Origin of the sequence: Pseudomonas sp. GD03903, from assembly GCF_029840045.1 — a bacterium.
GTDB classification, from domain to species: Bacteria; Pseudomonadota; Gammaproteobacteria; order Pseudomonadales; family Pseudomonadaceae; genus Pseudomonas; species Pseudomonas pseudonitroreducens.
On sequence record NZ_JAOCBT010000015.1, the window covers coordinates 47,282 to 71,136 of the forward strand.

Sequence of the window (23,855 nt, forward strand, 5' to 3'; positions counted from 1 at the left end):
CTCAGATGCTCTCCAGCTCCGACCACTCTTCCTCGGTCATCATCTTGTCCAGTTCGACCAGGATCAGCAGCTCGCCGTTCTTGTTGCAGACGCCCTGGATGAACTTGGCCGACTCTTCGTTACCGACGTTCGGCGCGGTCTCGATCTCGGACTGGCGCAGGTAGACGACCTCGGCGACGCTGTCGACCAGGATGCCCACCACCTGCTTGTCGGCTTCGATGATGACGATGCGGGTGTTGTCCGAGACCGGCGCCGGGTCCAGGCCGAAGCGCTGGCGGGTGTCGATCACGGTGACCACGTTGCCGCGCAGGTTGATGATGCCCAACACGTAGCTCGGGGCACCGGGGACCGGCGCGATCTCGGTGTAGCGCAGCACTTCCTGGACCTGCATCACGTTGATGCCATAGGTCTCGTTGTCCAGGCGGAAGGTGACCCACTGCAGAATCGGATCTTCGGCACCTTGCGCTGACGTTTTCTTCATATCCCCTCGCCTCTTCTGGTTCCACGCCGCCTGCGGCGTGGAGGTTGTCTTTCAAATCAGGTTGGCACCCAGCCTCAGGGCTGCAGGCGCTTGGCGGCGCCGCTGGCGATCAGTTCGGCCAGGGCCGAGACGTCGAGCAGCGCGCACATCTGGTCGATCACCGTGCCGGCCAGCCACGGGCGTTGCTGGCGCTGGCTGCGCCACTTCACTTCGGACGGGTCCAGGCGCACCGAGCGGCTGACCTGGTGCACCGCCAGCCCCCACTCGTAGCCCTGCACGGAAATCACGTACTGCAGCCCCTCGCGGTAGTCGTCGCGGTAGCGCTCGGGCATCACCCAGCGCGCGGTGTCGAGTACCTTCAGGTTGCCGTTCTGCCCCGGCAGGATGCCGAGGAACCAGTCCGGCTGGCCGAACAGCGGGGTCAGGTCGTGCCCCGCCAGTGGATAGATCGAGCCCAGGCACACCAGCGGCACCGCCAGGGTCAGCCCGGCGACGTCGAACAGCAGGCACTCGAAGGGCTCGGCGGCCCAGACCGGGCGACCATCGTCGAGCAGCTTCAGCGGCGCGGCGGGCATCTCCGCGCTGCCGGGCTGGTGCAGGTCGATGACCTGGCCCATCTGTACCGCAGGTTCGTCGGCAACGGGGGCTTCAATGGCCGGCGCCAGCGCTTCGGGCTGGCGCAGCTCGGCCACCGCTGCCGGCGCACGGGCGGCCACGCTCAGGCGCGCATCGCGGACCTGCTCTTCGAGCACGGCCGCTTCGAATTCGTCGAGGCTGACGCTGGCTTCCGGCGCCTGCACCACCGCCGCCTGAGGTTCGGCAGTGAGTGGCGCGACGGGCTCGCTGAGCACCAGCGCGACCGGAGCTATCGGCGCCGGAGCAACAGGCGCGGCAATGGGCTGCGCCACCGGTTCCGGGGCGAAGTCTTCAAAAGTGGCCTCCTGCAGCAGCGCGTCCAGGTAGGACTGCAGCGCGAGCTGGGGGCGAGTGGCGGTAGCGGAACGACTCATGATTGATGACCGCGCAAGGTGACTGTCCAGCCTATCGGCAGCGGGCGCACAGGACTTGAACGCATCCGTCGGATTCTTTTGCTCGGGCCTGCGTTCTTCAGCAGCGACATGCTCAGGCTACCTGGCTGGCCGGCACATGGGCCAGCAGATGCTTGAGCAGCGCACGGTAGGCGATCACCCCGCGGCTGTTGCCGTCGTTGCGCGACGGCACCATACCCAGGCGGCTGGCGTCGCGCAGCTTGGTGTCGACCGGGATGAACGCCTGCCAGAGGGTGTCCGGGTAGGTATCGCGCAACACCCGCAGGGTGCCCAGGGAAGCCTGGGTACGGCGGTCGAACAGGGTCGGCACGATGGTGAACGGCAGGGCCTGCTTGCGCGAGCGATTGACCATCTTCAGCGTGTTGACCATGCGCTCCAGGCCCTTGAGGGCAAGGAATTCGGTCTGCACCGGGATCACCAGGTGCTGGCTGGCCGCCATCGCGTTGACCATCAGCACACCCAGCAACGGCGGGCTGTCGATGATCGCGTAGTCGAATTCGTTCCACAGCTGCGCCAGGCTCTTGGCGATCACCAGGCCCAGGCCATTCTGCCCGGGCGACTGGCGCTCCAGGGTAGCCAGCGCGGTACTCGAGGGCAGCAGGCGGATGTTTTCGTGGCTGGTGGGCAGCAGCAGTGATTCGGGCAGCCCCTCGGGGACGTTGCCCTGGTGCAGGAACAGGTCGAATACGCTGTGCTCCAGGGTGTCCGGGTCATGCCCGAAGTAGCTGGTCATCGAGCCGTGGGGGTCCAGGTCGACGATCAGCACGCGCTTGCCGGCGTCCGCCAGCAGGCCCGCCAAGGCGATGGAGGATGTGGTCTTGCCGACGCCACCTTTCTGGTTGGCTACCGCCCAGACTTTCATAGTGCGCGCTCCCCGGTGGCACAGCATCGGCTCAGGATCGTAGTCATGGTTCTCATTGCCCTGTGGCCGATGACGAAGAATTGACGGCGCCACTGCCGGGCGCCTCACTGGCAATCACTGGTGCAGGTTGCGTGCCAGCATGTCGCAATGCCGGGTCCGGCTGTGCCTTGCCACTGCCCGCCCCGCTGATGCTGCGGCGCACCTCCAGGTTGCGGGAGATCACCAGCACCACCCGGCGGTTACGTGCGCGGCCATCCGCCGTGGCATTGTCCGCCACTGGCTGGAATTCGCCATAGCCCACCGCTGCCAGCCGACCAGCGTCGAGGCCGTCCTGGGCGAGCATGCGCACGATGCTGGCGGCGCGGGCGGCCGACAGTTCCCAGTTGGTCGGGTACTGCGAATTGTGGATCGGCACGTTGTCGGTGAAACCCTCGACGTGCACCGGGTTGCGGTAAGGCGCCAGAATCCTGGCGACTTTCTCGATGATCTCGAAGGCAGCGTCGTTGGGGATTGCATCGCCGCTGGGGAACAGCAGGCTGGAATTGAGGGTGATCTCGATCCAGAACTCGTTGCCGCGCACCGACAGCTGATCGGTGGCGATCAGGTCGCCGAAGGCCTGGCGCACGCTGTCGGTGATCTGCTGCAGGGTATCGGGGTTGCCCTGGGCCTGGCCGTCGTCCTGCGGTTCGTTCAGCGACTGGTCCGGCTGCTGGGTGCGCGGGCGCTCCTCGCCGACCGGTATCGGGCGGATCGAGCGGTCCGGCTGGTTGAACACACCGGTCAGGGTTTCCGAGAGAATCTTGTACTTGCCCTCGTTGATCGAGGAGATCGAGTACATCACCACGAAGAAAGCGAACAGCAGGGTGATGAAGTCCGCGTAGGACACCAGCCAGCGTTCGTGATTCTCGTGTTCCTCATGGCGTCTGCGGCGAGGCATGCGCATCCCTCCCCCTCAGCCGACGAAGCCTTGCAGCTTCAGCTCGATGGAGCGTGGATTTTCGCCCTCGGCGATGGACAGCAGCCCTTCCATGAGCATCTCGCGATAGCACGACTGGCGCAGCACGATGCTCTTGAGCTTATTACCGATCGGCAACAGCAGCAGGTTGGCCAGGCCGACGCCATAGATGGTAGCGACGAAGGCCACAGCAATGCCGTTGCCCAGTTGGCTGGGGTCGGCGAGGTTACCCATCACGTGGATCAGGCCCATCACCGCGCCAATGATGCCGATGGTCGGCGAGTAGCCGCCCATGGCCTCGAATACCTTGGCGGCGGCCAGGTCGCGGCTTTCCTGGTTGAACAGGTCGACTTCGAGGATGCTGCGGATGGCTTCGGGCTCGGTGCCGTCCACCAGTAGTTGCAGGCCCTTGCGCGCATAGGGGTCGCGCTCGGCATCGGCAACGGTTTCCAGGCCCAGCAGGCCCTCCTTGCGCGCCGTCATGCTCCAGCCGACCACATGGTTGATGCCGCCGACCAGATCCACCCTGGGTGGCAGGACCATCCAGCGCAGCATGGTCAGCGCGCGCTTGAGCACCGCCACCGGGGTCTGCAGCAGGGCTGCGGCCAGCGTACCGCCGACCACGATCAGCGCCGCCGGGCCGTTGGCCAGGGCACCGACGTGCCCGCCCTCGAGGAAGTTGCCACCGATGATGGCAACCAGCGCGAGGATCAGGCCAACCAGGCTGAGGACATCCATCAGCCGCAGGCCTCGGTCAGGTGGCGGCCGATGTCGTCGAGGCTGTACACCGCATCGGCCAGGCCGGCCTTGGCGATGGCCATGGGCATGCCGTAGATCACGCAGCTGGCTTCGTCCTGCGCCCACACCTGGGCACCGCCCTGCTTGAGCATGCGCGCGCCTTCGCGGCCGTCGGCGCCCATGCCGGTGAGAACCACCGCCAGCACCTTGTCGCCATAGGCCTTGGACGCGGAGCCGAAGGTTACGTCGACGCAGGGCTTGTAGTTCAGTCGCTCATCGCCGGGGAGAATGCGGATCGCGCCACGGGCGTCGACCATCATCTGCTTGCCGCCGGGAGCCAGCAGCGCCACGCCGGGGCGCAGCAGGTCGCCATCCTCGGCTTCCTTGACGGTGATCTTGCAGAGCTTGTCCAGGCGCTCGGCGAAGGCCTTGGTGAAGGCCGCCGGCATGTGCTGGATCAGCACCAGCGGCGCGGGGAAATTGGCAGGCAGCTGGGTCAGCACCCGCTGCAGCGCCACCGGCCCACCGGTCGAAGTGCCGATGGCCACCAGCCGGTAGGGCTTACGCTTTGGGGCGGCGGAACTCGCCGGAGCCGGAGCGGCCGGCGCGTGGCTACCACCCGACGAAGCGGAAGCGATCGGGCGCGCCGTGCCGGCGGCAGGAGTCGAAGCCGGCGCGGCCGGGCTCGAGGAGTACGACGAGTACGCGGCGAAGCGACGGTTGCTCTTGGCGATGGTGTGGACCTTCTCGCACAGCAACTGGCGGACCTTGTCCGGGTTGCGCGAGATGTCCTCGAAATTCTTCGGCAGGTAATCGACGGCGCCGGCATCCAGCGCGTCCAGGGTCACCCGCGCGCCCTCGTGGGTCAGCGAGGAGAACATCAGGACCGGCGTCGGGCAGCGCTGCATGATGGTCCGCACGGCGGTGATGCCGTCCATCAGCGGCATCTCGTAGTCCATGGTGATCACGTCGGGCTTGAGTGCCAGCGCCTGATCGATCGCCTCGCGGCCGTTGGTCGCCGTACCGACCACCTGGATCTGCGGATCAGCCGAAAGAATCTCCGACACGCGGCGGCGGAAGAACCCCGAATCGTCCACCACCAGGACTTTGACAGCCATAGACACTCCTGAAAAAAACTTCTTCCATCACGGGCGCGGACCTCGCGGCCCGCGCACGGCGGTCAGATACGACGGGCGTAGCGCTTGAGCATGCTCGGCACGTCGAGGATCAGCGCGATGCGCCCGTCCCCGGTAATCGTCGCCCCGGCCATGCCCGGCGTGCCCTGCAGCATCTTGCCCAGCGGCTTGATCACCACCTCTTCCTGGCCCACCAACTGGTCGACCACGAAGCCGATGCGCTGGGTGCCGACGGAGAGGATCACCACGTGGCCCTCGCCCGGCTCGTCATACTGCGCGCCCGGCACCAGCCAGCGCTTGAGGTAGAACAGCGGCAGGGCCTTGTCGCGGACGATCACCACTTCCTGGCCGTCGACCACGTTGGTGTTCGACAGGTCGAGGTGGAAGATCTCGTTGACGTTGACCAGCGGGAAGGCGAAGGCCTGGTTGCCCAGCATCACCATCAGGGTCGGCATGATCGCCAGGGTCAGCGGGACCTTGATGACGATCTTCGAGCCCTGGCCCTTGGCCGAGAAGATGTTGATGATGCCGTTGAGCTGGGAAATCTTGGTCTTCACCACGTCCATGCCGACACCGCGGCCGGAGACGTCGGAGATCTCGGTCTTGGTCGAGAAGCCCGGGGCGAAGATCAGGTTGTAGCAGTCGGACTCGGACAGGCGATCCGCCGCGTCCTTGTCCAGCAGGCCCTTTTCCACGGCCTTGGCGCGCAGTACGTCGGGGTCCATGCCTTTGCCGTCATCGGAGATCGACAGCAGGATATGGTCGCCCTCCTGCTCGGCGGATAGCACCACCTTGCCCGAGCGGGACTTGCCAGCGGCCTCACGCTCGTCCGGGCTTTCGATGCCATGGTCGACCGCATTGCGCACCAGGTGCACCAGCGGATCGGCCAGGGCCTCGACGAGGTTCTTGTCGAGGTCGGTTTCTTCACCGATCAACTCGAGGTTGATCTCTTTCTTCAGGTTGCGCGCCAGGTCGCGGACCTGCCGCGGGAAGCGCCCGAAGACCTTCTTGATCGGCTGCATGCGGGTCTTCATGACCGACGACTGCAGGTCGGCGGTGACCACGTCGAGGTTGGAAACGGCCTTGGCCATCGCCTCGTCGCCGCTGTTCAGGCCCAGGCGCACCAGGCGGTTACGCACCAGCACCAGCTCGCCGACCATGTTCATGATCTCGTCCAGGCGGGCGGTGTCCACGCGCACGGTGGTTTCCGCTTCGTTGGCCGGCTTCTCCACGGCGGCGGCGGCAGCAGGCTTGGCCGGCGCCGGCTTGGCGGCAGCGGCTGGCGCCGGAGCGGCAGCGGGCTTGGGCGCAGGCGCGGCGGCGGCAGGCTTGGCGGCCGCGACCGGCTCTTCCTTGGCGCCGGTGAACTGGCCCTTGCCATGCAACTCGTCGAGCAGCTTCTCGAATTCGTCGTCGGTGATGTTGTCGTCGCCGCTGGCAGCCGGAGCTTCCTCGGCTTTCGGCTCGGCGGCAGCGGCGGCTTCTTCCTTCGCACCGGTGAACTGGCCCTTGCCGTGCAACTGGTCAAGCAACGCTTCGAACTCGTCGTCACTGATCTCGTCGCTGGCGGCCGGTGTCTCGGCGGCGGGAGCCGGAGCCGCCTTGGCGGGCTCCTTGGCGCCGGCGCTGAACTGGCCCTTGCCGTGCAGCTGGTCAAGCAGCGCTTCGAACTCGTCATCGGTGATGTCGTCGCCACCGCCACCAACCGGCGCGGCGGGTGTATCGGCAGCGGGTTCGAGGGCATCCATCAGTTGCTCGAACTCGGCGTCGGTGATGTCGCCATACGCCGCAGGAGCCGCCGGGGCCTCTGGCGCAACGGGTTCGGCAACGACCGGGGCGGGAGCCGGAGCTTCGGCGGGAGCAGCGTTCGGGTCAGCCAGACGCGACAGCGCGGCCAACAGCTCGGGAGTGGCCGGGGTCGGCTCCTGCGCGTCACGCACCTGCTGGAACATGACGTTGACGGTATCCAGCGCCTGCAGCATCACGTCCATCAGCTCGGCATCCACGCGGCGTTCGCCCTTGCGCAGCATGTCGAAGACGTTCTCGGCGATGTGGCAGCACTCCACCAGCGCGTTCAGCTGGAGGAAGCCCGCCCCACCCTTGACGGTGTGGAAGCCACGGAAGATGGCATTGAGCAGGTCCATGTCTTCCGGGCGGCTTTCCAGCTCGACCAGTTGTTCGGACAGTAGCTCGAGGATCTCGCCGGCCTCCACCAGGAAGTCCTGGAGGATTTCGTCATCGGCGTCGAAGCTCATTCGGGTGCTCCCTCTACAGCGTCAGCGGACGCTTAAAAACCAAGGCTGGACAACAGATCGTCGACATCGTCCTGACCGGACACGACGTCCTTTCTTGTATCGGCAGCAATCTGCGGACCTTCACCCTTGGACGATCTTTCTTTTTCCACCGCGTCGCGCATGCCGTCGTGGTCATGCTCGATGCCGGCGTAGCGATCGACCTGCCCCGCCATCCAGACCAGCTTGACCAGGTTCGATTCGACCTCGGTCACCAGCTTGGTGACGCGCTTGATCACCTGCCCGGTAAGGTCCTGGAAGTCCTGCGCCAGCAGGATGTCGTTCAGGTGCGCGGAAAGCTTGCGGCTGTCCTGGGCGCTGAGGTAGAGGAACTGCTCGACGCGCTTGGCCAGGTCACGGAAGGCCTCGGGGCCCAGCTCGCGGCGCATGAAGCGCGACCAGTCTTCCTGCAGCTCCTTGGCCTGGGTCTCGATGTGCATCACCACCGGCGTGCACTCTTCCACCAGATCCATGGTGCGATTGGCCGCTTTCTCGGTCATCGTCACCACGTAGGACAGGCGATCAGTCGCGTCAGCGATCTGCGAAACTTCCTGGGCGCGGGGGGAACTGGGGTCGATCTGGAAGTTGACGATGGCGTTGTGCAGCTCACGGGTGAGCTTGCCCACTTCCTGGTAAAGACCGCGATCGCGCGCCTGGTTGAGCTCGGAGATCAGTTGCACGGCAGTCTGGACTTCGCCGCGTTCGAGGCAGTCGACCAATTCGCGCGCGTGTTTTTTCAGGGTCGACTCGAAGTCACCCGCGGATTCGTTGAAATCCATGACGCCCTCTTGGCCAGCCTCAGCTGCCGACCCGCTCGAAAATCTTCTCGATCTTTTCTTTCAGCACCTGGGCGGTGAAAGGCTTGACCACATAGCCGTTGACCCCGGCCTGGGCAGCTTCGATGATCTGGTCGCGCTTGGCTTCGGCGGTGACCATCAGAACCGGCAGGTGCTTCAGGCGCTCGTCGGCGCGGACCGCACGCAGCAGGTCGATGCCGGTCATGCCGGGCATGTTCCAGTCGGTCACGAGGAAGTCGAAGTTGCCGCTGTGCAGCATCGGCAGCGCAGTGGTGCCGTCATCGGCTTCTGCGGTGTTGGTGAACCCCAGGTCCCGCAGGAGGTTCTTGATGATGCGCCTCATCGTGGAAAAGTCGTCCACGATGAGAATTTTCATGTTCTTGTCCAAACCTGCCTCCATCGATACCAAACGCGCCCTGGCGGGCGTGCCGTCAATTCATTGAACGCCGAGCGCTCTTTGCTGTGGGCGCGTCAAGGGAACGTCACCCAAAAAATTCGTAAGCCTCTAACTTGCCGAAGGAAAATACCTTCAGCCTTTTCGCTAGGAACAAGCAGGCGCGAAACTACCCGATGCTCAGCGAGCGCGCCACTCCGCCAGTCGCGAACGCAGGCGCGCGGCGCACTGGCTGTGCAGCTGGCTGACGCGCGATTCGCTGACGCCCAGCACCTCGCCGATCTCCTTGAGGTTGAGTTCCTCGTCGTAGTACAGGGCCAGCACCAGCCGCTCGCGCTCGGGCAGCTTGGTGATGGCATCGGCCAGGGCCGCCTGGAAGCGTTCATCTTCCAGCCCGTGGGACGGCTCGTTGTCGTGGTGCGAAGCGTCTTCGGCAAGGCCGCTACCCTGTTCACCGTCCTGCAACATGTCATCGAAGCTGTACAGACGGCTGCCCTGGGTGTCGCTGAGGATGCCGTAATAATCTTCGAGGCTCATATTGAGTTCGGCAGCAACCTCCTGATCTTTAGCGTCGCGTCCGGTGCGCGCCTCGACGGCACGGATGGCGTCACTGACCATGCGGGTGTTGCGGTGCACCGAACGCGGGGCCCAGTCGCCCTTGCGCACTTCGTCGAGCATGGCGCCGCGGATGCGGATGCCGGCGTAGGTTTCGAAGCTCGCGCCCTTGCCCGAATCGTATTTCTTCGCTGCCTCCAGCAGGCCGATCATGCCGGCCTGCATCAGGTCCTCCACCTGCACGCTGGCCGGCAGGCGGCCCAGCAGGTGGTAGGCGATGCGCTTGACCAGCGGGGCGTGTCGCTGGATCAGCAGTTCCTGGGAGTTGTGCGCCTGTGCCTTGCTGTACATACGCGCTCCGGAGGCCGCGATCATACGGCCGAACCCGTGGGATGTTGCACCAGGCGCTCGACGAAGAACTCCAGGTGCCCTCGTGGGTTGGCCGGCAGCGGCCAGCTGTCGACCTTCTGCGCCACCGCACGGAAGGCCAGGGACGCCTTGCTGCGCGGGAACGCCTCATACACCGAGCGCTGCTTCTGCACCGCCTTGCGCACCGACTCGTCGTAGGGGATGGCGCCGACGTACTGCAGCGCCACGTCGAGGAAGCGGTCGGTGACCTTGGTCAGCTTGGCGAACAGGTTGCGCCCCTCCTGGGGGCTGTGCGCCATGTTTGCCAGTACGCGGAAACGGGTCATGCCGTAGTCGCGATTGAGCAGCTTGATCAAAGCGTAGGCATCGGTGATGGACGTGGGTTCATCACAGACGACCAGCAGCACTTCCTGGGCAGCGCGGACGAAGCTCACCACCGAGTCGCCGATGCCGGCGGCGGTGTCCACCACCAGCACGTCGATGTTGTCGCTGATGTCGCTGAACGCCTGGATCAGCCCGGCATGCTGCATCGGCGTGAGGTGCACCATGCTCTGGGTGCCCGAGGCCGCGGGGACGATGCGGATGCCGCCGGGCCCCTGGAGGATCACGTCGCGCAGGTCGCATTCGCCTTCGATCACGTCGGCCAGCGTGCGCTTGGGCGACAGACCCAGCAGCACGTCGACGTTGGCCAGGCCCAGGTCGGCGTCCAGCAGCATGACGCGGCGGCCCAGATCGGCCAGCGCCAGCGACAGATTCACCGACACATTGGTCTTGCCCACGCCACCCTTGCCACCGGTGACTGCGATTACCTGAACCGGATGCATACCCATATCAATACCTTGTCTCGTCGTTCGACCGTTGCGCATCAAACGCTTCGGCTAATCCGGCTGCGGTGCTCCACCGCCTCCGGTGCTCGCGGATCGTCTAGCAGAGCATCCGCATCGCTTGGGCGGCTCAACCGGCCACCCCACGCCCCACCCGGGGCTCACAATCTTCAGCTGGCGCGACGCACCGGCTGCTGGTAAAGGCCGGCGAACATGTCGGCCATGGCGTCTTCACTGGGCTCTTCCGGCGACTGCAGGCTCACCGCACGGCTGACCAGTTGGTGCGCGCGTGCCACTTGCAGGTCATCCGGAATCTTCGGTCCATCAGCCAGATAGGCTACCGGGAGATGCTGGCTGATAGCCAGAGCCAGAGCTTCGCCGAGGCTTCCCGCTTCGTCCAGCTTGGTCAGGATGCACCCGGCCAGCCCACAGGAACGATAGTTCTGCCAGGCGGCCTTGAGCACCTGGGCCTGGCTGGTCGCGGCCAGCACCAGGTAATTCTTCACGTTCAGGCTCAGCGACGACAGCGCTTCGAGCTGCATGCGCAGCGCCGGATCGGTGGCCGGCAGGCCTGCGGTGTCGATCAGCACCAGACGCTTGCGCGCCAGCGGGGCCATGGCCTGGATCAGCGACTGGCCCGGATCGACCAGGGTCACCGGCACGTTGAGGATACGGCCCAGGGTCTTGATCTGCTCCTGCGCGCCGATGCGGAAGCTGTCCATCGACACCAGGGCGATGCTCTGCGCGCCGTACTTCAGCACGTAGCGGGCGGCGAGCTTGGCCAGGGTGGTGGTCTTGCCCATGCCGGCCGGGCCGACCAGGGCAATCACGCCGCCCTGCTCCAGCAGGTCGGTTTCCGGGGTGTTGATCGAGCGCGCCAGGTGCGCCAGCAGCATGCGCCAGGCCTGCTTCGGATCGGCGATGGAGGCCACGCGCTCCAGCAGGCTGCGCGACAGGTCGGCCGGCAGGCCCATGCGCTGCAGGCGACGCCACAGGTTGGCCTGTTTCGGACGCTGGTTCTGCAATTGGTTCCAGGCGATCGAGCCAAGCTGCACTTCGATCAGCTCGCGCAGGCCGTTGAGTTCGAAGCGCATGGCTTCCAGGGCCTGCTGGCCGACACTGGCCGCCGCCGGGGCGACGGGCGCGGCCATGGCTTCGGCCAGGGTCTCGGCAGCGCTGCGCCGTGGCTTCTCGGTGCCGTACATTTGACGGTCCTTGCGCACGCCATCGCTCGCGCGGGTCGGTGCCGACAGATCGGCCTTGGCCTGGGCGATCTTCGCCTGGGTCTTGCGCAGCTCGGCTTCCAGCGCCGGGTTCGGCTTGCTGGCCGCCACCGGGGCCTGGTAATCCAGCGCCGCGGTCAGCTCCACGCCGCCGGCGACACGGCGATTGCCGATGATCGCGGCGTCCGGGCCCAGCTCGTCACGCACCAGTTTCATGGCCTGACGCATATCAGCGGCGAAGAAGCGTTTTACCTGCATGGCCTGCGACCTCAATCAATTCTGCCCAACGGTGGCAACAATCGTGACTTGTTTGTTGTCCGGGATTTCCTGGTACGCCAGCACGTGCATGGTGGGGACCGCCATCCGCGCGAATCGGGACATCATCGCGCGGACCGGGCCGGCCACCAGCAGGATCGCCGGCTTGCCAAGCATCTCCTGGCGCTGCGCCGCTTCGATCATCGAGCGTTGCAGCTTTTCGGCCATTCCGGGCTCCAGCAACATACCGTCTTCGGAGCCCTGTCCGGCCTTCTGAAGACTATTGAGCAATATCTGTTCCAACCTCGGTTCCAGAGTGATCACAGGCAGCTCCGGCTCTAGTCCCACAATGGTTTGCACGATTGCGCGGGACAGCGCGACGCGTACCGCCGCCACCATTGCGGCGGGATCTTGACTCTTCACCGCGACGTTGGCGATGGCTTCGGCGATGGTACGGATGTCACGCACCGGCACCTGCTCCTGCAGCAGCGCCTGCAGCACCTTGAGCAGGGTCGACAGGGAAATCATCCCCGGCACCAGCTCCTCGGCGAGCTTGGGCGAGGTCTTGGCCAGCAGTTGCATCAACTGCTGGACTTCCTCGTGGCCGAGCAGCTCGTGGGCATGCTTGTGCAGCACCTGGTTCAGATGGGTGGCGACCACGGTACTGGCGTCCACCACGGTGTAGCCCAGGGACTGCGCCTGATCACGCTGCGAGGCCTCGATCCAGACGGCTTCCAGACCGAACGCCGGGTCCTTGCCGGCGATGCCGTTGAGGGTGCCGAACACCTGGCCGGGGTTGATGGCGAGGTCGCGGTCCGGGTAGATCTCGGCTTCCGCCACGCTGACGCCCATGAGCGTCAGGCGATAGGCGTTGGGCAGCAGGTCGAGGTTGTCGCGGATGTGCACCGACGGCATGAGGAAGCCCAGATCCTGGGACAGCTTCTTGCGTACGCCCTTGATCCGCGCCAGCAACTGGCCGCCCTGGTTGCGGTCCACCAGCGGAATCAGGCGGTAGCCGACTTCCAGGCCGACCATGTCGACCGGTGTCACGTCGTCCCAGCCCAGCTCCTTGGTCTGCTCGGCGCGCTGCGCCGGCAGCAGCTCCTGCTGGCTCTGCGCTTCCTGCTCGGCCTTCTGGCTGGCCTGGCGCTGGCGGTGCCAGATCAGGTAGGCGCCGGCGGCAGCCAGGCCACCCAGGCCGATGAAGGAGACGTGCGGCATGCCGGGGACCAGGCCCATGGCGATCAGGATGGCCGCGGAAATCGCCAGCGCCTTGGGCGAGGCGAACATCTGGCGGTTGACCTGGGCGCCCATGTCCTCGGAGCTGGAGACGCGGGTCACCATGATCGCAGCGGCAGTGGACAGCAGCAACGAGGGCAACTGCGCCACCAGGCCGTCACCGATGGTCAGCAGGGCGTAGACCTTGCCGGCGTCGGCGAAGCTCATCGAGTGCTGGATCATGCCGATGGCCACGCCACCGATGAGGTTGATGAAGAGGATCAGCAGGCCGGCGACGGCGTCACCGCGGACGAACTTGCTGGCACCGTCCATGGAGCCGTAGAAGTCGGCTTCCTGGGCCACTTCGGCGCGGCGCTTCTTCGCCTCGCCCTGCTCGATCAGGCCGGCATTGAGGTCGGCGTCGATGGCCATCTGCTTGCCGGGCATGGCGTCGAGGGTGAACCGCGCGCTCACCTCGGAGATACGCCCGGCGCCCTTGGTGACCACCACGAAGTTGATGATCATGAGGATCGCGAAGACCACGATACCGACCACGTAGTTGCCGCCGATCACCACCTCGCCGAAGGCCTGGATCACCTTGCCCGCGGCCGCATGGCCGTCGTGGCCGTGGAGCAGCACGACGCGGGTGGACGCGACGTTCAGCGCCAGGCGCAACAGGGTGGCGACCAGCAGGATGGTCGGGAACACGGCGAAGTCCAGCGGGCGCAGGGCGTACACGCTGACCAGCAGGACGACGATGGACAGGGCGATGTTGAAGGTGAACAGCACATCCAGCAGGAACGGCGGGATCGGCAGGGTCATCATCGCCAGCATGGCCAGCAACAGCAGCGGCACGCCGAGGTTGCCCCGGCTGAGCCCTACCAGATTGCTGCGAACAGTGCCGATCAGTTGCGTACGATCCACCCGAAATCCCCTGCAAATGAGTGACCGAGGCGGCCACCGGATCAAACTTTTGACGCCCAACGGGCATCCGCACAGGGTTTTGCAGGAAGCGTTCCAACTTTTTCGAAGTGGCGCAAATGGCCGTTGCAGAGAGTCCCGATCACCAGCGCCCGGAGGCGCCGCCACCCCCGCTGGAACCACCACCGCCGGAATAACTGCTGCCACCACCGGACGACGATCCGCCGCCCGAGGTCCCGGAACCGGAGCCAGAACCACCGCCGCTCATGAAGGCGATCAGGAACGGGAAATACAGCATGGGAATCAGCGCCAGCGAATCGGGAAGCTCCCAGGGCCGCTGCAGGACTCCCGTCGAATAGATAACGAAACCGGCAATCCCCGTGGCTAACGCCAGGCGCACGAAGAATTCCACGCGGCTGCGCTTCCAGGCACCGTAGGCGAGAAAGAACGGCAGGCACAGAAATACCAAGCCGATAGCCGCGGCAAAGGGCAGCGCCAGGCCAAACAGCGGAACATCGCTGCCGAATTGCGCCGCGCCCAGCGCGATGGCGGTCAGGTAAAGGACTATCCCGCCCACTTTCATCGCCGCCTTGCCCGATGACGCCGCCAAGGCGCCGACACCGCCACCCATCAGCAGGCAGAACGACAGGGCAAACAACATCGCCGGAGCGCTCTGCAGGCCACAACCGAGCGCCAGCACCAGCGCCACACCCGCAGCGCCCGGAGTGACTATCTTCACGCCAAGCCAGCGGCGGCGCAGTGCGGCTCCCGCCAGTGCGCCGACTCCCAGGCCGATCAACAGCGCCCAGCCCTCCGCCGTCAGATGGAAATCGCGACTTTCTTCCGGGAGGGTCTCGCCGTCGATCAGCCGCTCCAGCACATCCACCGCATTCTCGAGGCCGCCGGAGAAGTCACCGTTACGGAAGGCCGGAACCATCTCTTCCCGGATGATGCGCCCGGCGATCACATCGGGAATCGCCCCTTCCAGGCCGTAGCCGACTTCGATGCGCATGCTCCGGTCGTCCTTCGCCACCAGCACCAGCACACCGTCATCCACGCCCTGGCGCCCCAGGCGCCATTGTTCGAAGACGCGGGTGGCGTACTGCTCGATGCTGTCCTCGCCGGTGCTGGGCACCATCAGGATGGCGAGCTGCGAGCCCTTGCGCTGCTGCAATGCCAGCAGCCGCTGCTGCATGGCCGCGATCCAGTCGCTGCCGAGGGTGCCGGTGAGGTCGGTGACCGGGCTCTTCAGCTCCGGCACCTCGAGGGATTGTGCAGGCTCGCCTTCGGCATCCGCGTCATAGGGCACAGCTACCAGCCCGTCCTGGGCAGGGCGGACTGCATCAGTCGGAACCTCTGCCCGCACACCAACCGAGCCGAGCAAGAGGAAGACGTACAGAGCGCAATGAATCCAGAGGGTCATGCCTTCTTTCCCTGAAGGTGTGGGCTTGGCAGCCAGGCGAGTCAAGGGATTATGCCGTCACCAGCTCCCTGACGCACCGCCGCCGCCACTGGAGCCGCCGCCACCGGAAAATCCACCACCGCCCGAACTGCCGCCGGACGAACCACCGCCCGAGCCAGAGCTCCCTGCCGAACCGCCCTGCCCTGCGGCGAACACCAGCAAGCCCGGCAGGCACATGAAGGGCAGCACCAGCAGCCAGTTCAAGGGAGCCTTCGGCGCCCCGACGAAGAAGCCGACCAGCAGGTACAGGCCGAAGAGGATCAGCAGTCGCGCGTAGAAACCCTTGCGACCAGGCTTAGCCATGTTCGCCTTGCGCCCTTTCCGACCTTTGCGGGCCTTGCGTTCGCCACGCCACGCATCGCGCATCATCGAGATCAGCAACCACCACAGGCCGATGATGGCCAACACCGCGACCGGCGCGGCCAGCGCATACAACCAGAGGATGGCGCCGAAGCGTGGCGTCAGGAGGCCGAGCAGAACGCAGTAGGCGATCAGCCCGAGCACGCTGTAGAACACCGCTCGAACCGTCCACAGCGCGCCGAAGGTAGCGCCGCCGATCAGCAGGCAGAGCGGCGCGATGGCTATGGTCGCCAGGCGGTCCGTGCCGCTGGCCAGTAGCGCTACCAGCGCGACGCCCACTGCGCCCAGCGCCAGTGCGCCACGCCAACCGATGCGCCGCGCCGCGAGCAGCACACCGCCCACACCGCCGGCGACGAACGAGGCCAGCAGCAACCAGGCTTCCAGCGGAATATTCAACGGCTCAGGCGCCGGCTCCGGCAACGCCTCACCATCGACCAGGGCGATCAGCGCATCCACCGCCGACTCGATACCGCCGGCATAGTCGCCCGCACGGAACGCCGGCGCCATGCGCTCACGGATAATGCGCCCGGCGACGACATCGGGAATCACCCCTTCGAGGCCATAGCCAACCTCGATGCGCATCCGATGGTCATCCTTGGCCACCACCAGCAGTACGCCGTCGTCCACGCCCTTGCGGCCGAGCTTCCAGAGGTTGAAGAGCTTCTCGGAGAACGCCTCGATACCCATCGGCCCCACAGTGGGCAGCATCACCACGGCGATCTGCGCGCCGCGCCGGTCTTCCAGGGCCTTGAGCTTGCCGATCAGGCGTTCCCTGGCGGAGGAGTCGAGGGTGCCGGTGACGTCCACCACGCGCTCACCCAGCGGCAGCAGCACTCCGCCATCAGAGGCCGGAGCCGCCCAGACGTGCTGGACGCAGAGCAGGCAGAGCAGTAACCAGAGCGCAGAGCACCATCCGGTGGAGAATCCAAAGAACATCGGGCAGTCCCTTCGCTTTCCGTGCAGTTGAGGTCTTGTACGTTGTCATTAACAAGACAATCTTACTGCGCCGGCAAAAGCCTCACAAAGCGAAGGCTCTCCACGATCATCTACCCAATCGCGCCCCGTAACGACTGGAGGGTTTCAACTGTGGCGAGCAAGCACTCAAACGTTCCCAACGAGCAGGCCAATACACGAAATCTGGCAGTGTATTGAGTGAGGAGCACTGAAACGATACAGCCTGATCCGAGGACCTACATTCTTTTCATACACCAGAAACTACTAACTTCTGCAACTTTTCCCCTGTTTTTACACCTGACTAAGCACAGGCCATCCGGACTTTTCCGACAGCCTCAAATCATGCCTATTGATAGGGTCACCTCTCGCCTGAGTTTCTGGCGACAGGGAATCAACGCCACCATCAATCAGGAATAGAAGATGAGCAATGTATATGACATGGGCAGCACGACTGTCGTTGCAACGGATCACGGACAATACTCTTTCTATACACCACCAAAAACATCCAACAATCCATTTCCCATTTATATCCTGCGCCCACCGATTACCAGCTTCGAGCTCCCCCCCGGCTCCAGCATCAAAGATGCCATTCGCCGTTATGGTTACGAACAAGCCGCCCCTCAGATCACCTTCATAGTCAAGGTTGCACAGGAAGAAACTAAAAAATCAGTTAATGCAGCATTGGAAAATGTCGTCAACATCATAGACAGCGGCATATACAGCAGTCTCAACCAAAAATTACTGACCATCGACCCTGCGCAAGTTACCCCTCTGGTAACGGCCAGCCTTGAGAAGACAGCGACCCTCGAAACACTTGCCGCCAAAAGGAACGAGTTAGCCAATGCACACAGCATTGCAAACTCTTACTTCGGCAAATCGCCACTCAACGTAAACCATGTCGAGGTCACTAACGATCTTTATCGCCGCTCAGGTGACAAAGACGTCAATTTCGCAAACTGGTCAAAATCATACTCTGCCGCACAGAACATACGTCTCATCGAGGCGGAAATTGTATATTTGGAGAATAGACTCAAAGGACTCGATGCAAAGATCGCTGAACTAGCCAGTATCCAGCAGGCGCAGGAAGCACAGCGCGCCGTCATGGCCGAGCAGGACCGAAAAGCGGAAGAACAACGTTTGGCCGAAGAGCGAAAAAGGTCAGAGGAGGCCCGCCGACGGGAACAGGAAGAGGCTCAACGAATAGCGCGTGAAGCACTAATCGCCGAGGCCCAGCGACGTCTTGAAGAGGCACTTAAACGACAGCAAGAGGTTAATAAGCTGCTCGAGGAGGCGCTAAAATCCGAAGAGGCAGCCCGCCGCGCAGAAGAAGTCTACGCTCGTATCGCCGACCTTGATCAGCCCAGCCAAGTGGCCCCAACCCCTGTCCCCACTAATCCCGGCTCCGGCACTGTACCTAACTTCGAACCAACAACCCCAACCGTCACTCCGCCCATCGAGCGTGACACGGACCTGCCAGTGACCCCGCCCATTCGGGATTTCACCATTCCCGACCAGCAACCCGCCCCAAGTGCACCGGGCATCTCGGATATTCCGTCCACCCCTGGCGTCAGCCTCCCCGTATTTCCAGGCTTCCCGGGCTTCAACAAGCCCGCCGTTCTTGCCAGCGCCCGTGCAGGCGCCACAGTTACGGCGAACCTGCAGACGGCAGTGAGGTTGTTTGAGGTTTATCGCAAATCGCCGACTGCACTGATCGGACAAGCCATCGCGGTCTTCGGTCTACTGGGAATATCCGCATTACTGCCGAAGCTGAAGAACGGCGAGTTACAGCCGATGTTTGGCATTCCCGTTTCAGAACTCGACCCGCCAAAGAACATCGACTGGCAAGCCCTGGCTGCCTCAGGGGGCAGCGTCAATCTCCCGCTGCGACTGGGAACCTCAAAGTCCGGTCAATACATGCAGATCGGCGCAATGCCTACCGAGACGTGGAACTCGGCAGTACCGGTCAGGCCACTAACCTTCGACGCGGCCACGGGGAACTACCAGTACGTCAACACCGGCCCGGGAGGAGGCACCATCCTGATCAGCCCGGACAGTGCCCCCGGAGCCGGCAATCCCTCGTCTGAAACACCCGCCACACCGGTCCTTCCCTTGATCCTGAGCGGAGGCAACCTGATTCCGCGAGCTCCCATGATCGAGTCCTACCCGGACATGGGGGAGAGAAGCGTCAATGACGGGATTTATGTCTTCCCCTCGGAAACTGGCTTACCGCCTATCTATATTGTCTACCGAGACAGGCGCGATGATCCTGGGGTCGCATCGGGGTATGGGCAACCGATCAGTGGGCAATGGCTTGGGGGCAATCATGGGGAAAGCGGTGCTCCGATCCCGAGCCAGATAGCCGATAAACTGAGAGGCAAGGAGTTCAAGTCCTGGAGAGATTTTCGTGAGCAATTTTGGACGGCAGTTTCAAACGATCCAGAGCTACTCGCCCAATTCCGCACTCAAAGCCAAACCCGAATTAAAGCTGGTTATGCACCATGGCCCCCTGCACACGAGCATGTGGGAGGTCTGAACAAATATGAAATACATCACATAGAATACATATCTAATGGAGGTTCCGTTTACGACATAGAGAACCTTCGAATAATGACCCCAAAACAGCACAAAGAAACACACCAGCAAAATTAAAACAGGAGAATTACATGTTTCCTTTTACTGTAAAAAACAGCATCAGCGAATACACAGAACAAGAGTTCCTAGAAATCGCCAAGGAAGTGTGCGCTGCAGATTATGGGAGTGAGCAAGTCGCAGACCAAGCAGTAGTTGAATTTGTTCGCCTCGCTGAACACCCTGACAAGTCAGATATTTTATTCTATCCACCGGAAGGGTCTGACGATAGCCCAGAAGGAATTGTAAAACGAATTAAAGACTGGCGAGCCGCTAACGGGTTACCAGGATTTAAAAAGGAATAACCAACAGAAAGAAAGGGACTCTCTCTAGGAGTCCCTTCCCACAAGCGGAATGCGGACCAAACCAAATCCTATAAAGGATCATTTAGGCCATGTTTCCCTTCACGACAAAAACAGCATCAGTGAATACACAGAAGCAGAATTCCTAGAAATTGCTCGAGATGTATGCACGGCAAACTTCAAACCTGAAGAGCTCTGCAGACTTGCAGCCAGAGAATTCGTTAGACTATCTGAACATCCAGACGGCACAGATATTATATTTTACCCACCCAAAGGATCAGCACATGATCCCGAAGCAATTATAAATAAAATCAAAGAATGGCGAGCCGCTAACGGACTGCCTGGATTTAAAGCATCTTGAATAACAACATCACGATAAAAATCCCAATCGCTCTTTTTTGTGGATCGCAGTGCCCGTCAGAGCCGTCATTCCAGTGCAACTTAGCAGTATTAAACTTTCCACCGATACAGGCCTGCGGTCGACCGTACCGCTCTTCGCTACCACGACAACCTCACTCGTCGCGGCGCAAATCCGGCGGGATCGGCAGATCCGGCATCGGTCCCGGGCGCTTGCCCTTGCCGGCGCGGTATTGCTTGAGCTGGTAGACGTAGGCCAGTACCTGGGCCACGGCGAGGTATAGGCCGGCAGGAATCTCGTGGTCCAGTTCGGTGGAGTAGTAGACCGCCCGCGCCAGCGCTGGCGATTCGAGCACCGTGACCTTGTGCTCCTGGGCGATCTCGCGAATCTTCAGGGCCATGAAGTCGTTACCCTTGGCCAGCAGCTTGGGCGCGCCGGTGGCGGCCGGGTCGTACTGCAGGGCCACGGCGAAGTGGGTCGGGTTGGTGATGACCACATCGGCCTGGGGCACCGCCTGCATCATCCGCCGGTTGGCCATCTCGCGCTGCATCTGGCGCACCTTGGCCTTGACCTCCGGCTTGCCCTCGGAGTCCTTGTACTCGTCCTTGACCTCCTGCTTGGTCATCATCAGCTTCTGGCGGTTGTCCCAGAGCTGGTAGGGCACGTCGAAGGCGGCAATCAGCATCAGGCTGCAGGCCAGCCAGAAGGCGCTCCAGCCCACCACCCTGGCGCAGTGGATCAGCGCCTGCTCCATGGGTTCATGGGACATCGCCAGCAGGTCGTCCTGGTCGGACCTGAGCACCAGGATCGCCACCGCCAGCACGACCGCGAACTTCACCAGCGCCTTGGACAGCTCCACCACCGAGCGCACGGAGAACATGCGCTTGAGCCCTTCCAGCGGATTCATCCGGCTGAACTTGGGCGCCAGCGCTTCGGCCGAGAACAGCCAGCCGCCCAACGATACCGGCCCGATCAGCGCTGCCGCGAGCAGCACGGCGAGGATTGGCCAGACACCATCCCCGGCGATTTTCGCGGCGGCCACCAGCAGGTTGAGCATGCTCTCGCTGTTCATCACCGTGGCGCGGTCCAGCTCGAAGCTGCCGCGCATCAGGCGCATCAGCGCATCGGCCAGGCTGGCGCCGTACATCAGCAGCGCGCCGGCGCCGGCCACGAGCACGGCCAGGGTGTTCAGCTCCTTGGATCGCGGCAGCTGCCCTTTCTCGCGCGCCTCTCGGCGCCGTTTCTCTGTGGGTTCCTCTGACTTGTCTTCGCTGCTGTCGTTCTCGGCCATCAGCGGGCCCTCACGAGTTCGCGAAGCAGTTGCAGCCCCTCGCTGGCGAGCGACTGGTACTGCGACAGGATGTCGGCGCTGCCGATCCAGACGATGATGAAGCCCATCACCAGGGTCAGCGGGAAGCCGATGGAGAAGATGTTCAGCTGCGGCGCGGCGCGGGTCATGGCGCCGAAGGCAAGGTTGACCACCAGCAGCGCGGTGACCGCCGGCAGCGCCAGGATCAGCCCGGCGCCGATCACCCAGCCGAGCTTGCCGGCGACGGTGATCAGGTGGTTGCCCGACAGCCCCTCCCCCACCGGCAGGGTGACGAAGCTCTCGGCGAGCACCTCGAACACCACCAGGTGGCCATTCATGGAGAGGAACAGCAAGGTCACCAGCATGGTGAAGAACTGCCCCAGCACCGGCACCGAAATGCCGTTGGTGGGGTCGATCATCGAGGCGAAGCCCAGGCCCATCTGCATCGAGATGATCTGCCCGGCGATGACGTAGGCGTGGAACATCAACTGCAGGGTGAAGCCGAGCATGGCGCCAATGAGGATCTGCTCGCCGACCAGGAACATGGCCTTCATGCTCAGCGCATCGACCTGCGGCATCGGCGGCAGGCCGGGCACCAGCACCACGGCGATTGCCAGGGACAGGTAGAGGCGCACGCGGGTGGGCACCAGCTGGGTGCCGAAGATCGGCATGACCATCAACAGGCTGGCGACACGGAACAGCGGGAACAGGAAGGACCCGATCCAGCTGCCGATCTGCGCATTGCTGAGCTCGAGCATCAGCCGATCAGCGTGGGAATGCTGGTGATCAGGTTCTGGGTGTACTCCATCAGCTGCCGCAGCAGCCAGGGGCCCAGGACGATGAGCGTGACCAGCACCACCAGCAGGCGCGGCAGAAAGCTCAGGGTCTGTTCGTTGATCTGCGTGGCGGCCTGGAACATCGCCACCACCAGCCCCACCAGCAGGCTCGGCACGACCAGGATGCCAACGATCATGGCGGTCAGCCAGAGCGCTTCACGAAACAGGTCCAGCGCGACTTCGGGGGTCATGGTGACTCCGTTCTTTCAGGCTTGGGCAGGAGCGAGGGGGACGCCCAGTCCTTGCTCGCGAACCGCAGCCGCTCAAGAGCTTCGCGAGCAAGCTCGCTCCTACAGGGAAAATGAACCATCGCTAGACCGTCCCGAAACTGCCGGCGAGCGTGCCGATGATCAGCGCCCAGCCGTCCACCAGGACGAACAGCATGATCTTGAAGGGCAATGAAATGATCAGCGGCGAAAGCATCATCATGCCCATCGCCATCAGCACGCTGGACACCACCAGGTCGATGATCAGGAACGGAATGAAGATCATGAAACCGATCTGGAACGCGGTCTTCAACTCCGAGGTGACGAACGCCGGGACCAGGATGGTCAGGGGCGTGGCGTCGGCGCTCGGGATGTCGGTGCGCTTGGACAGGCGCACGAACAGCTCCAGGTCCGACTGCCGGGTCTGCGCCAGCATGAAGGCCTTCATCGGCCCTTCGGCGCGACTGATCGCTTCCTGGGCGGGAATCTGCTCATTCAGGTAAGGCTGCAGTGCCGTGCTGTTGATCTTGTCGAACACCGGCGCCATCACGAACATCGTCAGGAACAGCGCCAGCCCCACCAGAATCTGGTTCGACGGCGTGCTCTGCAGGCCCAGCGCCTGGCGCAGGATCGAGAAGACGATGATGATCCGGGTGAAACTGGTCATCAGCATGACGAACGCCGGGATGAAGCTCAGCGCGGTCATGATCAGCAGGATCTGCAGGCTGACCGAATACTCCTGCTGCCCCTGCGGGTTGGTGGTCACCGTGATCGCCGTCAGCTGCGTCGGATCGGCGGCGAAGGCCTGCGGCGCCATCAGCGCCAGCAGGGCCAGTAGCAGCGGCGCGCAACGCTTGAGCGCGCCGAGCAGAACGGAAGTCGTCGGCGAACGGGTCACTGCGGGCGGCCCTTGTCCTTGTTCAGCAATTCCAGCAGGCGCTGGGCGAATTCCGGCTGTGCCGGCTCCGACTCGGCGGCATGCACCGGCTGGCGCATGACGTGCAGCGGGGTGATGCGGCCGGGGGTCAGGCCCAGCAGCACCTGCTCTTCGCCCACCTGCACCAGTACCAGACGGTCACGCGGGCCGAGGGCCTGGCTGGAAATCAGGCGGATCGCCTGGTTGCTTCGCGGGCTCACCTGCTGCACGCGGCGTACCAGCCAGGCGAGCAGGAAGATCAGGCCGACCACCAGCACCAGGCCCAGCAGCAGCTGCATCAGCTGTGCGCCGGCGCTGCCGGTGATGATGCTCGGCGTGGAGCTGGCGTGGACGATGGCCGGGTTCGACGCCGGCGCCTTGGCCTCCTCGCCCAGGGCGAAGAAGGACAGCCCCAGCAGCGGCAGGGCACAGAGATGTGCGAGCAGGCGGGCCATG

General features: G+C 63.7%; 23 protein-coding genes. 3 read left to right on the plus strand and 20 right to left on the minus strand.

Annotation, left to right across the window (positions count from 1 at the left end):
• Window position 1: 1 nt before the first annotated feature.
• The 15 genes from N5C91_RS21615 to N5C91_RS21685 form a co-directional block, all read right to left on the minus strand.
• Complete coding sequence (locus tag N5C91_RS21615; RefSeq protein ID WP_015476565.1) at window positions 2-481, minus strand: chemotaxis protein CheW; 480 nt, start codon at window positions 479-481, stop codon at window positions 2-4.
• 74 nt (window positions 482-555) lie between these two features.
• Window positions 556-1,491 (minus strand): CheW domain-containing protein, encoded by a 936-nt coding sequence (locus tag N5C91_RS21620; protein WP_279831897.1) that lies wholly within the window; start codon window positions 1,489-1,491, stop codon window positions 556-558.
• Between the two features lie 112 nt (window positions 1,492-1,603).
• A complete protein-coding gene (locus N5C91_RS21625) occupies window positions 1,604-2,392 on the minus strand; it encodes a ParA family protein (protein ID WP_081519303.1) in 789 nt (262 codons plus the stop codon).
• 52 nt (window positions 2,393-2,444) lie between these two features.
• Window positions 2,445-3,329 (minus strand): flagellar motor protein MotD, encoded by an 885-nt coding sequence (gene motD, locus N5C91_RS21630; RefSeq protein WP_236173955.1) that lies wholly within the window; start codon window positions 3,327-3,329, stop codon window positions 2,445-2,447.
• A 15-nt stretch (window positions 3,330-3,344) separates the two neighbouring features.
• A complete protein-coding gene (locus N5C91_RS21635; RefSeq protein WP_236173954.1) occupies window positions 3,345-4,085 on the minus strand; it encodes a flagellar motor protein in 741 nt (246 codons plus the stop codon).
• Window positions 4,085-5,203, minus strand: a complete 1,119-nt coding sequence (locus N5C91_RS21640) for a chemotaxis response regulator protein-glutamate methylesterase (RefSeq protein ID WP_236201153.1) — start codon at window positions 5,201-5,203, stop codon at window positions 4,085-4,087. Before N5C91_RS21640 ends, N5C91_RS21635 begins: the two co-directional genes overlap by 1 nt.
• A 62-nt stretch (window positions 5,204-5,265) precedes the next feature.
• Window positions 5,266-7,476, minus strand: a complete 2,211-nt coding sequence (locus N5C91_RS21645; RefSeq protein ID WP_279831899.1) for a chemotaxis protein CheA — start codon at window positions 7,474-7,476, stop codon at window positions 5,266-5,268.
• 32 nt (window positions 7,477-7,508) lie between these two features.
• Window positions 7,509-8,291 carry a protein phosphatase CheZ gene (locus N5C91_RS21650; protein ID WP_279831900.1) on the minus strand — a complete coding sequence of 261 codons (783 nt, stop codon included), beginning with the start codon at window positions 8,289-8,291 and terminating at the stop codon, window positions 7,509-7,511.
• A gap of 19 nt (window positions 8,292-8,310) precedes the next feature.
• Entirely contained in the window at window positions 8,311-8,685 is a 375-nt protein-coding gene (locus N5C91_RS21655; RefSeq protein WP_085988857.1) for a chemotaxis response regulator CheY, read from the minus strand.
• A 198-nt stretch (window positions 8,686-8,883) separates the two neighbouring features.
• Window positions 8,884-9,633, minus strand: coding sequence for an RNA polymerase sigma factor FliA (gene fliA, locus N5C91_RS21660; RefSeq protein ID WP_236173948.1), 750 nt, complete (start codon window positions 9,631-9,633; stop codon window positions 8,884-8,886).
• Window positions 9,630-10,457, minus strand: coding sequence for a flagellar synthesis regulator FleN (fleN, locus tag N5C91_RS21665; protein ID WP_017520297.1), 828 nt, complete (start codon window positions 10,455-10,457; stop codon window positions 9,630-9,632). The genes fliA and fleN overlap by 4 nt, the downstream gene beginning before the upstream one ends.
• A 164-nt stretch (window positions 10,458-10,621) precedes the next feature.
• On the minus strand, window positions 10,622-11,932 hold the full coding sequence (gene flhF / locus N5C91_RS21670; RefSeq protein WP_236201149.1) for a flagellar biosynthesis protein FlhF: 1,311 nt from the start codon (window positions 11,930-11,932) through the stop codon (window positions 10,622-10,624).
• Window positions 11,933-11,947: 15 nt separating this feature from the next.
• Complete coding sequence (flhA, locus tag N5C91_RS21675; protein WP_236201148.1) at window positions 11,948-14,071, minus strand: flagellar biosynthesis protein FlhA; 2,124 nt, start codon at window positions 14,069-14,071, stop codon at window positions 11,948-11,950.
• Window positions 14,072-14,210: 139 nt separating this feature from the next.
• On the minus strand, window positions 14,211-15,491 hold the full coding sequence (locus tag N5C91_RS21680) for a TPM domain-containing protein (RefSeq protein ID WP_279831904.1): 1,281 nt from the start codon (window positions 15,489-15,491) through the stop codon (window positions 14,211-14,213).
• A gap of 57 nt (window positions 15,492-15,548) precedes the next feature.
• Entirely contained in the window at window positions 15,549-16,826 is a 1,278-nt protein-coding gene (locus tag N5C91_RS21685) for a TPM domain-containing protein (RefSeq protein ID WP_279831905.1), read from the minus strand.
• 438 nt (window positions 16,827-17,264) lie between these two features.
• Between N5C91_RS21685 and N5C91_RS21690 the strand changes: the two genes are divergently transcribed.
• The 3 genes from N5C91_RS21690 to N5C91_RS21700 are packed head-to-tail and all read left to right on the plus strand — an operon-like array spanning window position 17,265 to window position 20,135.
• A complete protein-coding gene (locus tag N5C91_RS21690; RefSeq protein ID WP_279831906.1) occupies window positions 17,265-19,493 on the plus strand; it encodes an S-type pyocin domain-containing protein in 2,229 nt (742 codons plus the stop codon).
• 14 nt (window positions 19,494-19,507) lie between these two features.
• Window positions 19,508-19,777 (plus strand): bacteriocin immunity protein, encoded by a 270-nt coding sequence (locus N5C91_RS21695; RefSeq protein ID WP_279831907.1) that lies wholly within the window; start codon window positions 19,508-19,510, stop codon window positions 19,775-19,777.
• Between the two features lie 49 nt (window positions 19,778-19,826).
• Entirely contained in the window at window positions 19,827-20,135 is a 309-nt protein-coding gene (locus tag N5C91_RS21700; RefSeq protein ID WP_279831909.1) for a bacteriocin immunity protein, read from the plus strand.
• A gap of 151 nt (window positions 20,136-20,286) precedes the next feature.
• Here the strand turns inward: N5C91_RS21700 and flhB are convergent, their stop codons facing one another.
• The 5 genes from flhB to fliO all read right to left on the minus strand — a co-directional run bounded on the left by flhB (window position 20,287) and on the right by fliO (window position 23,854).
• Window positions 20,287-21,423, minus strand: coding sequence for a flagellar biosynthesis protein FlhB (flhB, locus tag N5C91_RS21705; RefSeq protein ID WP_236173936.1), 1,137 nt, complete (start codon window positions 21,421-21,423; stop codon window positions 20,287-20,289).
• Window positions 21,423-22,199 carry a flagellar biosynthetic protein FliR gene (gene fliR, locus N5C91_RS21710; RefSeq protein ID WP_236173934.1) on the minus strand — a complete coding sequence of 259 codons (777 nt, stop codon included), beginning with the start codon at window positions 22,197-22,199 and terminating at the stop codon, window positions 21,423-21,425. Before fliR ends, flhB begins: the two co-directional genes overlap by 1 nt.
• Window positions 22,199-22,468: a flagellar biosynthesis protein FliQ gene (gene fliQ / locus N5C91_RS21715; RefSeq protein ID WP_236173932.1), complete on the minus strand. Its 270-nt coding sequence runs from the start codon at window positions 22,466-22,468 to the stop codon at window positions 22,199-22,201. Before fliQ ends, fliR begins: the two co-directional genes overlap by 1 nt.
• 121 nt (window positions 22,469-22,589) lie before the next feature.
• Window positions 22,590-23,300, minus strand: a complete 711-nt coding sequence (fliP, locus tag N5C91_RS21720; RefSeq protein ID WP_236174017.1) for a flagellar type III secretion system pore protein FliP — start codon at window positions 23,298-23,300, stop codon at window positions 22,590-22,592.
• Window positions 23,301-23,377: 77 nt separating this feature from the next.
• On the minus strand, window positions 23,378-23,854 hold the full coding sequence (gene fliO, locus N5C91_RS21725) for a flagellar biosynthetic protein FliO (protein ID WP_236173930.1): 477 nt from the start codon (window positions 23,852-23,854) through the stop codon (window positions 23,378-23,380).
• Window position 23,855: the final 1 nt, after the last annotated feature.

Excerpts from the sequence above, each read along its gene's own strand:
- fliP (WP_236174017.1), bottom strand. The coding sequence starts at position 23,300 with ATGGCGCCGCAGGCCTTCGCCGCCGATCCGACGCAGCTGACGGCGATC.
- motD (WP_236173955.1), bottom strand. The coding sequence starts at position 3,329 with ATGCCTCGCCGCAGACGCCATGAGGAACACGAGAATCACGAACGCTGG.
- N5C91_RS21655 (WP_085988857.1), bottom strand. The coding sequence starts at position 8,685 with ATGAAAATTCTCATCGTGGACGACTTTTCCACGATGAGGCGCATCATC.
- N5C91_RS21650 (WP_279831900.1), bottom strand. The coding sequence starts at position 8,291 with ATGGATTTCAACGAATCCGCGGGTGACTTCGAGTCGACCCTGAAAAAA.
- fleN (WP_017520297.1), bottom strand. The coding sequence starts at position 10,457 with ATGGGTATGCATCCGGTTCAGGTAATCGCAGTCACCGGTGGCAAGGGT.
- N5C91_RS21615 (WP_015476565.1), bottom strand. The coding sequence starts at position 481 with ATGAAGAAAACGTCAGCGCAAGGTGCCGAAGATCCGATTCTGCAGTGG.
- N5C91_RS21645 (WP_279831899.1), bottom strand. The coding sequence starts at position 7,476 with ATGAGCTTCGACGCCGATGACGAAATCCTCCAGGACTTCCTGGTGGAG.
- N5C91_RS21635 (WP_236173954.1), bottom strand. The coding sequence starts at position 4,085 with ATGGATGTCCTCAGCCTGGTTGGCCTGATCCTCGCGCTGGTTGCCATC.
- N5C91_RS21680 (WP_279831904.1), bottom strand. The coding sequence starts at position 15,491 with ATGACCCTCTGGATTCATTGCGCTCTGTACGTCTTCCTCTTGCTCGGC.
- N5C91_RS21695 (WP_279831907.1), top strand. The coding sequence starts at position 19,508 with ATGTTTCCTTTTACTGTAAAAAACAGCATCAGCGAATACACAGAACAA.
- N5C91_RS21685 (WP_279831905.1), bottom strand. The coding sequence starts at position 16,826 with ATGTTCTTTGGATTCTCCACCGGATGGTGCTCTGCGCTCTGGTTACTG.
- N5C91_RS21640 (WP_236201153.1), bottom strand. The coding sequence starts at position 5,203 with ATGGCTGTCAAAGTCCTGGTGGTGGACGATTCGGGGTTCTTCCGCCGC.
- flhF (WP_236201149.1), bottom strand. The coding sequence starts at position 11,932 with ATGCAGGTAAAACGCTTCTTCGCCGCTGATATGCGTCAGGCCATGAAA.
- fliA (WP_236173948.1), bottom strand. The coding sequence starts at position 9,633 with ATGATCGCGGCCTCCGGAGCGCGTATGTACAGCAAGGCACAGGCGCAC.
- fliQ (WP_236173932.1), bottom strand. The coding sequence starts at position 22,468 with ATGACCCCCGAAGTCGCGCTGGACCTGTTTCGTGAAGCGCTCTGGCTG.
- N5C91_RS21620 (WP_279831897.1), bottom strand. The coding sequence starts at position 1,491 with ATGAGTCGTTCCGCTACCGCCACTCGCCCCCAGCTCGCGCTGCAGTCC.
- N5C91_RS21690 (WP_279831906.1), top strand. The coding sequence starts at position 17,265 with ATGAGCAATGTATATGACATGGGCAGCACGACTGTCGTTGCAACGGAT.
- N5C91_RS21625 (WP_081519303.1), bottom strand. The coding sequence starts at position 2,392 with ATGAAAGTCTGGGCGGTAGCCAACCAGAAAGGTGGCGTCGGCAAGACC.
- fliR (WP_236173934.1), bottom strand. The coding sequence starts at position 22,199 with ATGCTCGAGCTCAGCAATGCGCAGATCGGCAGCTGGATCGGGTCCTTC.
- fliO (WP_236173930.1), bottom strand. The coding sequence starts at position 23,854 with ATGGCCCGCCTGCTCGCACATCTCTGTGCCCTGCCGCTGCTGGGGCTG.
- N5C91_RS21700 (WP_279831909.1), top strand. The coding sequence starts at position 19,827 with ATGCGGACCAAACCAAATCCTATAAAGGATCATTTAGGCCATGTTTCC.
- flhB (WP_236173936.1), bottom strand. The coding sequence starts at position 21,423 with ATGGCCGAGAACGACAGCAGCGAAGACAAGTCAGAGGAACCCACAGAG.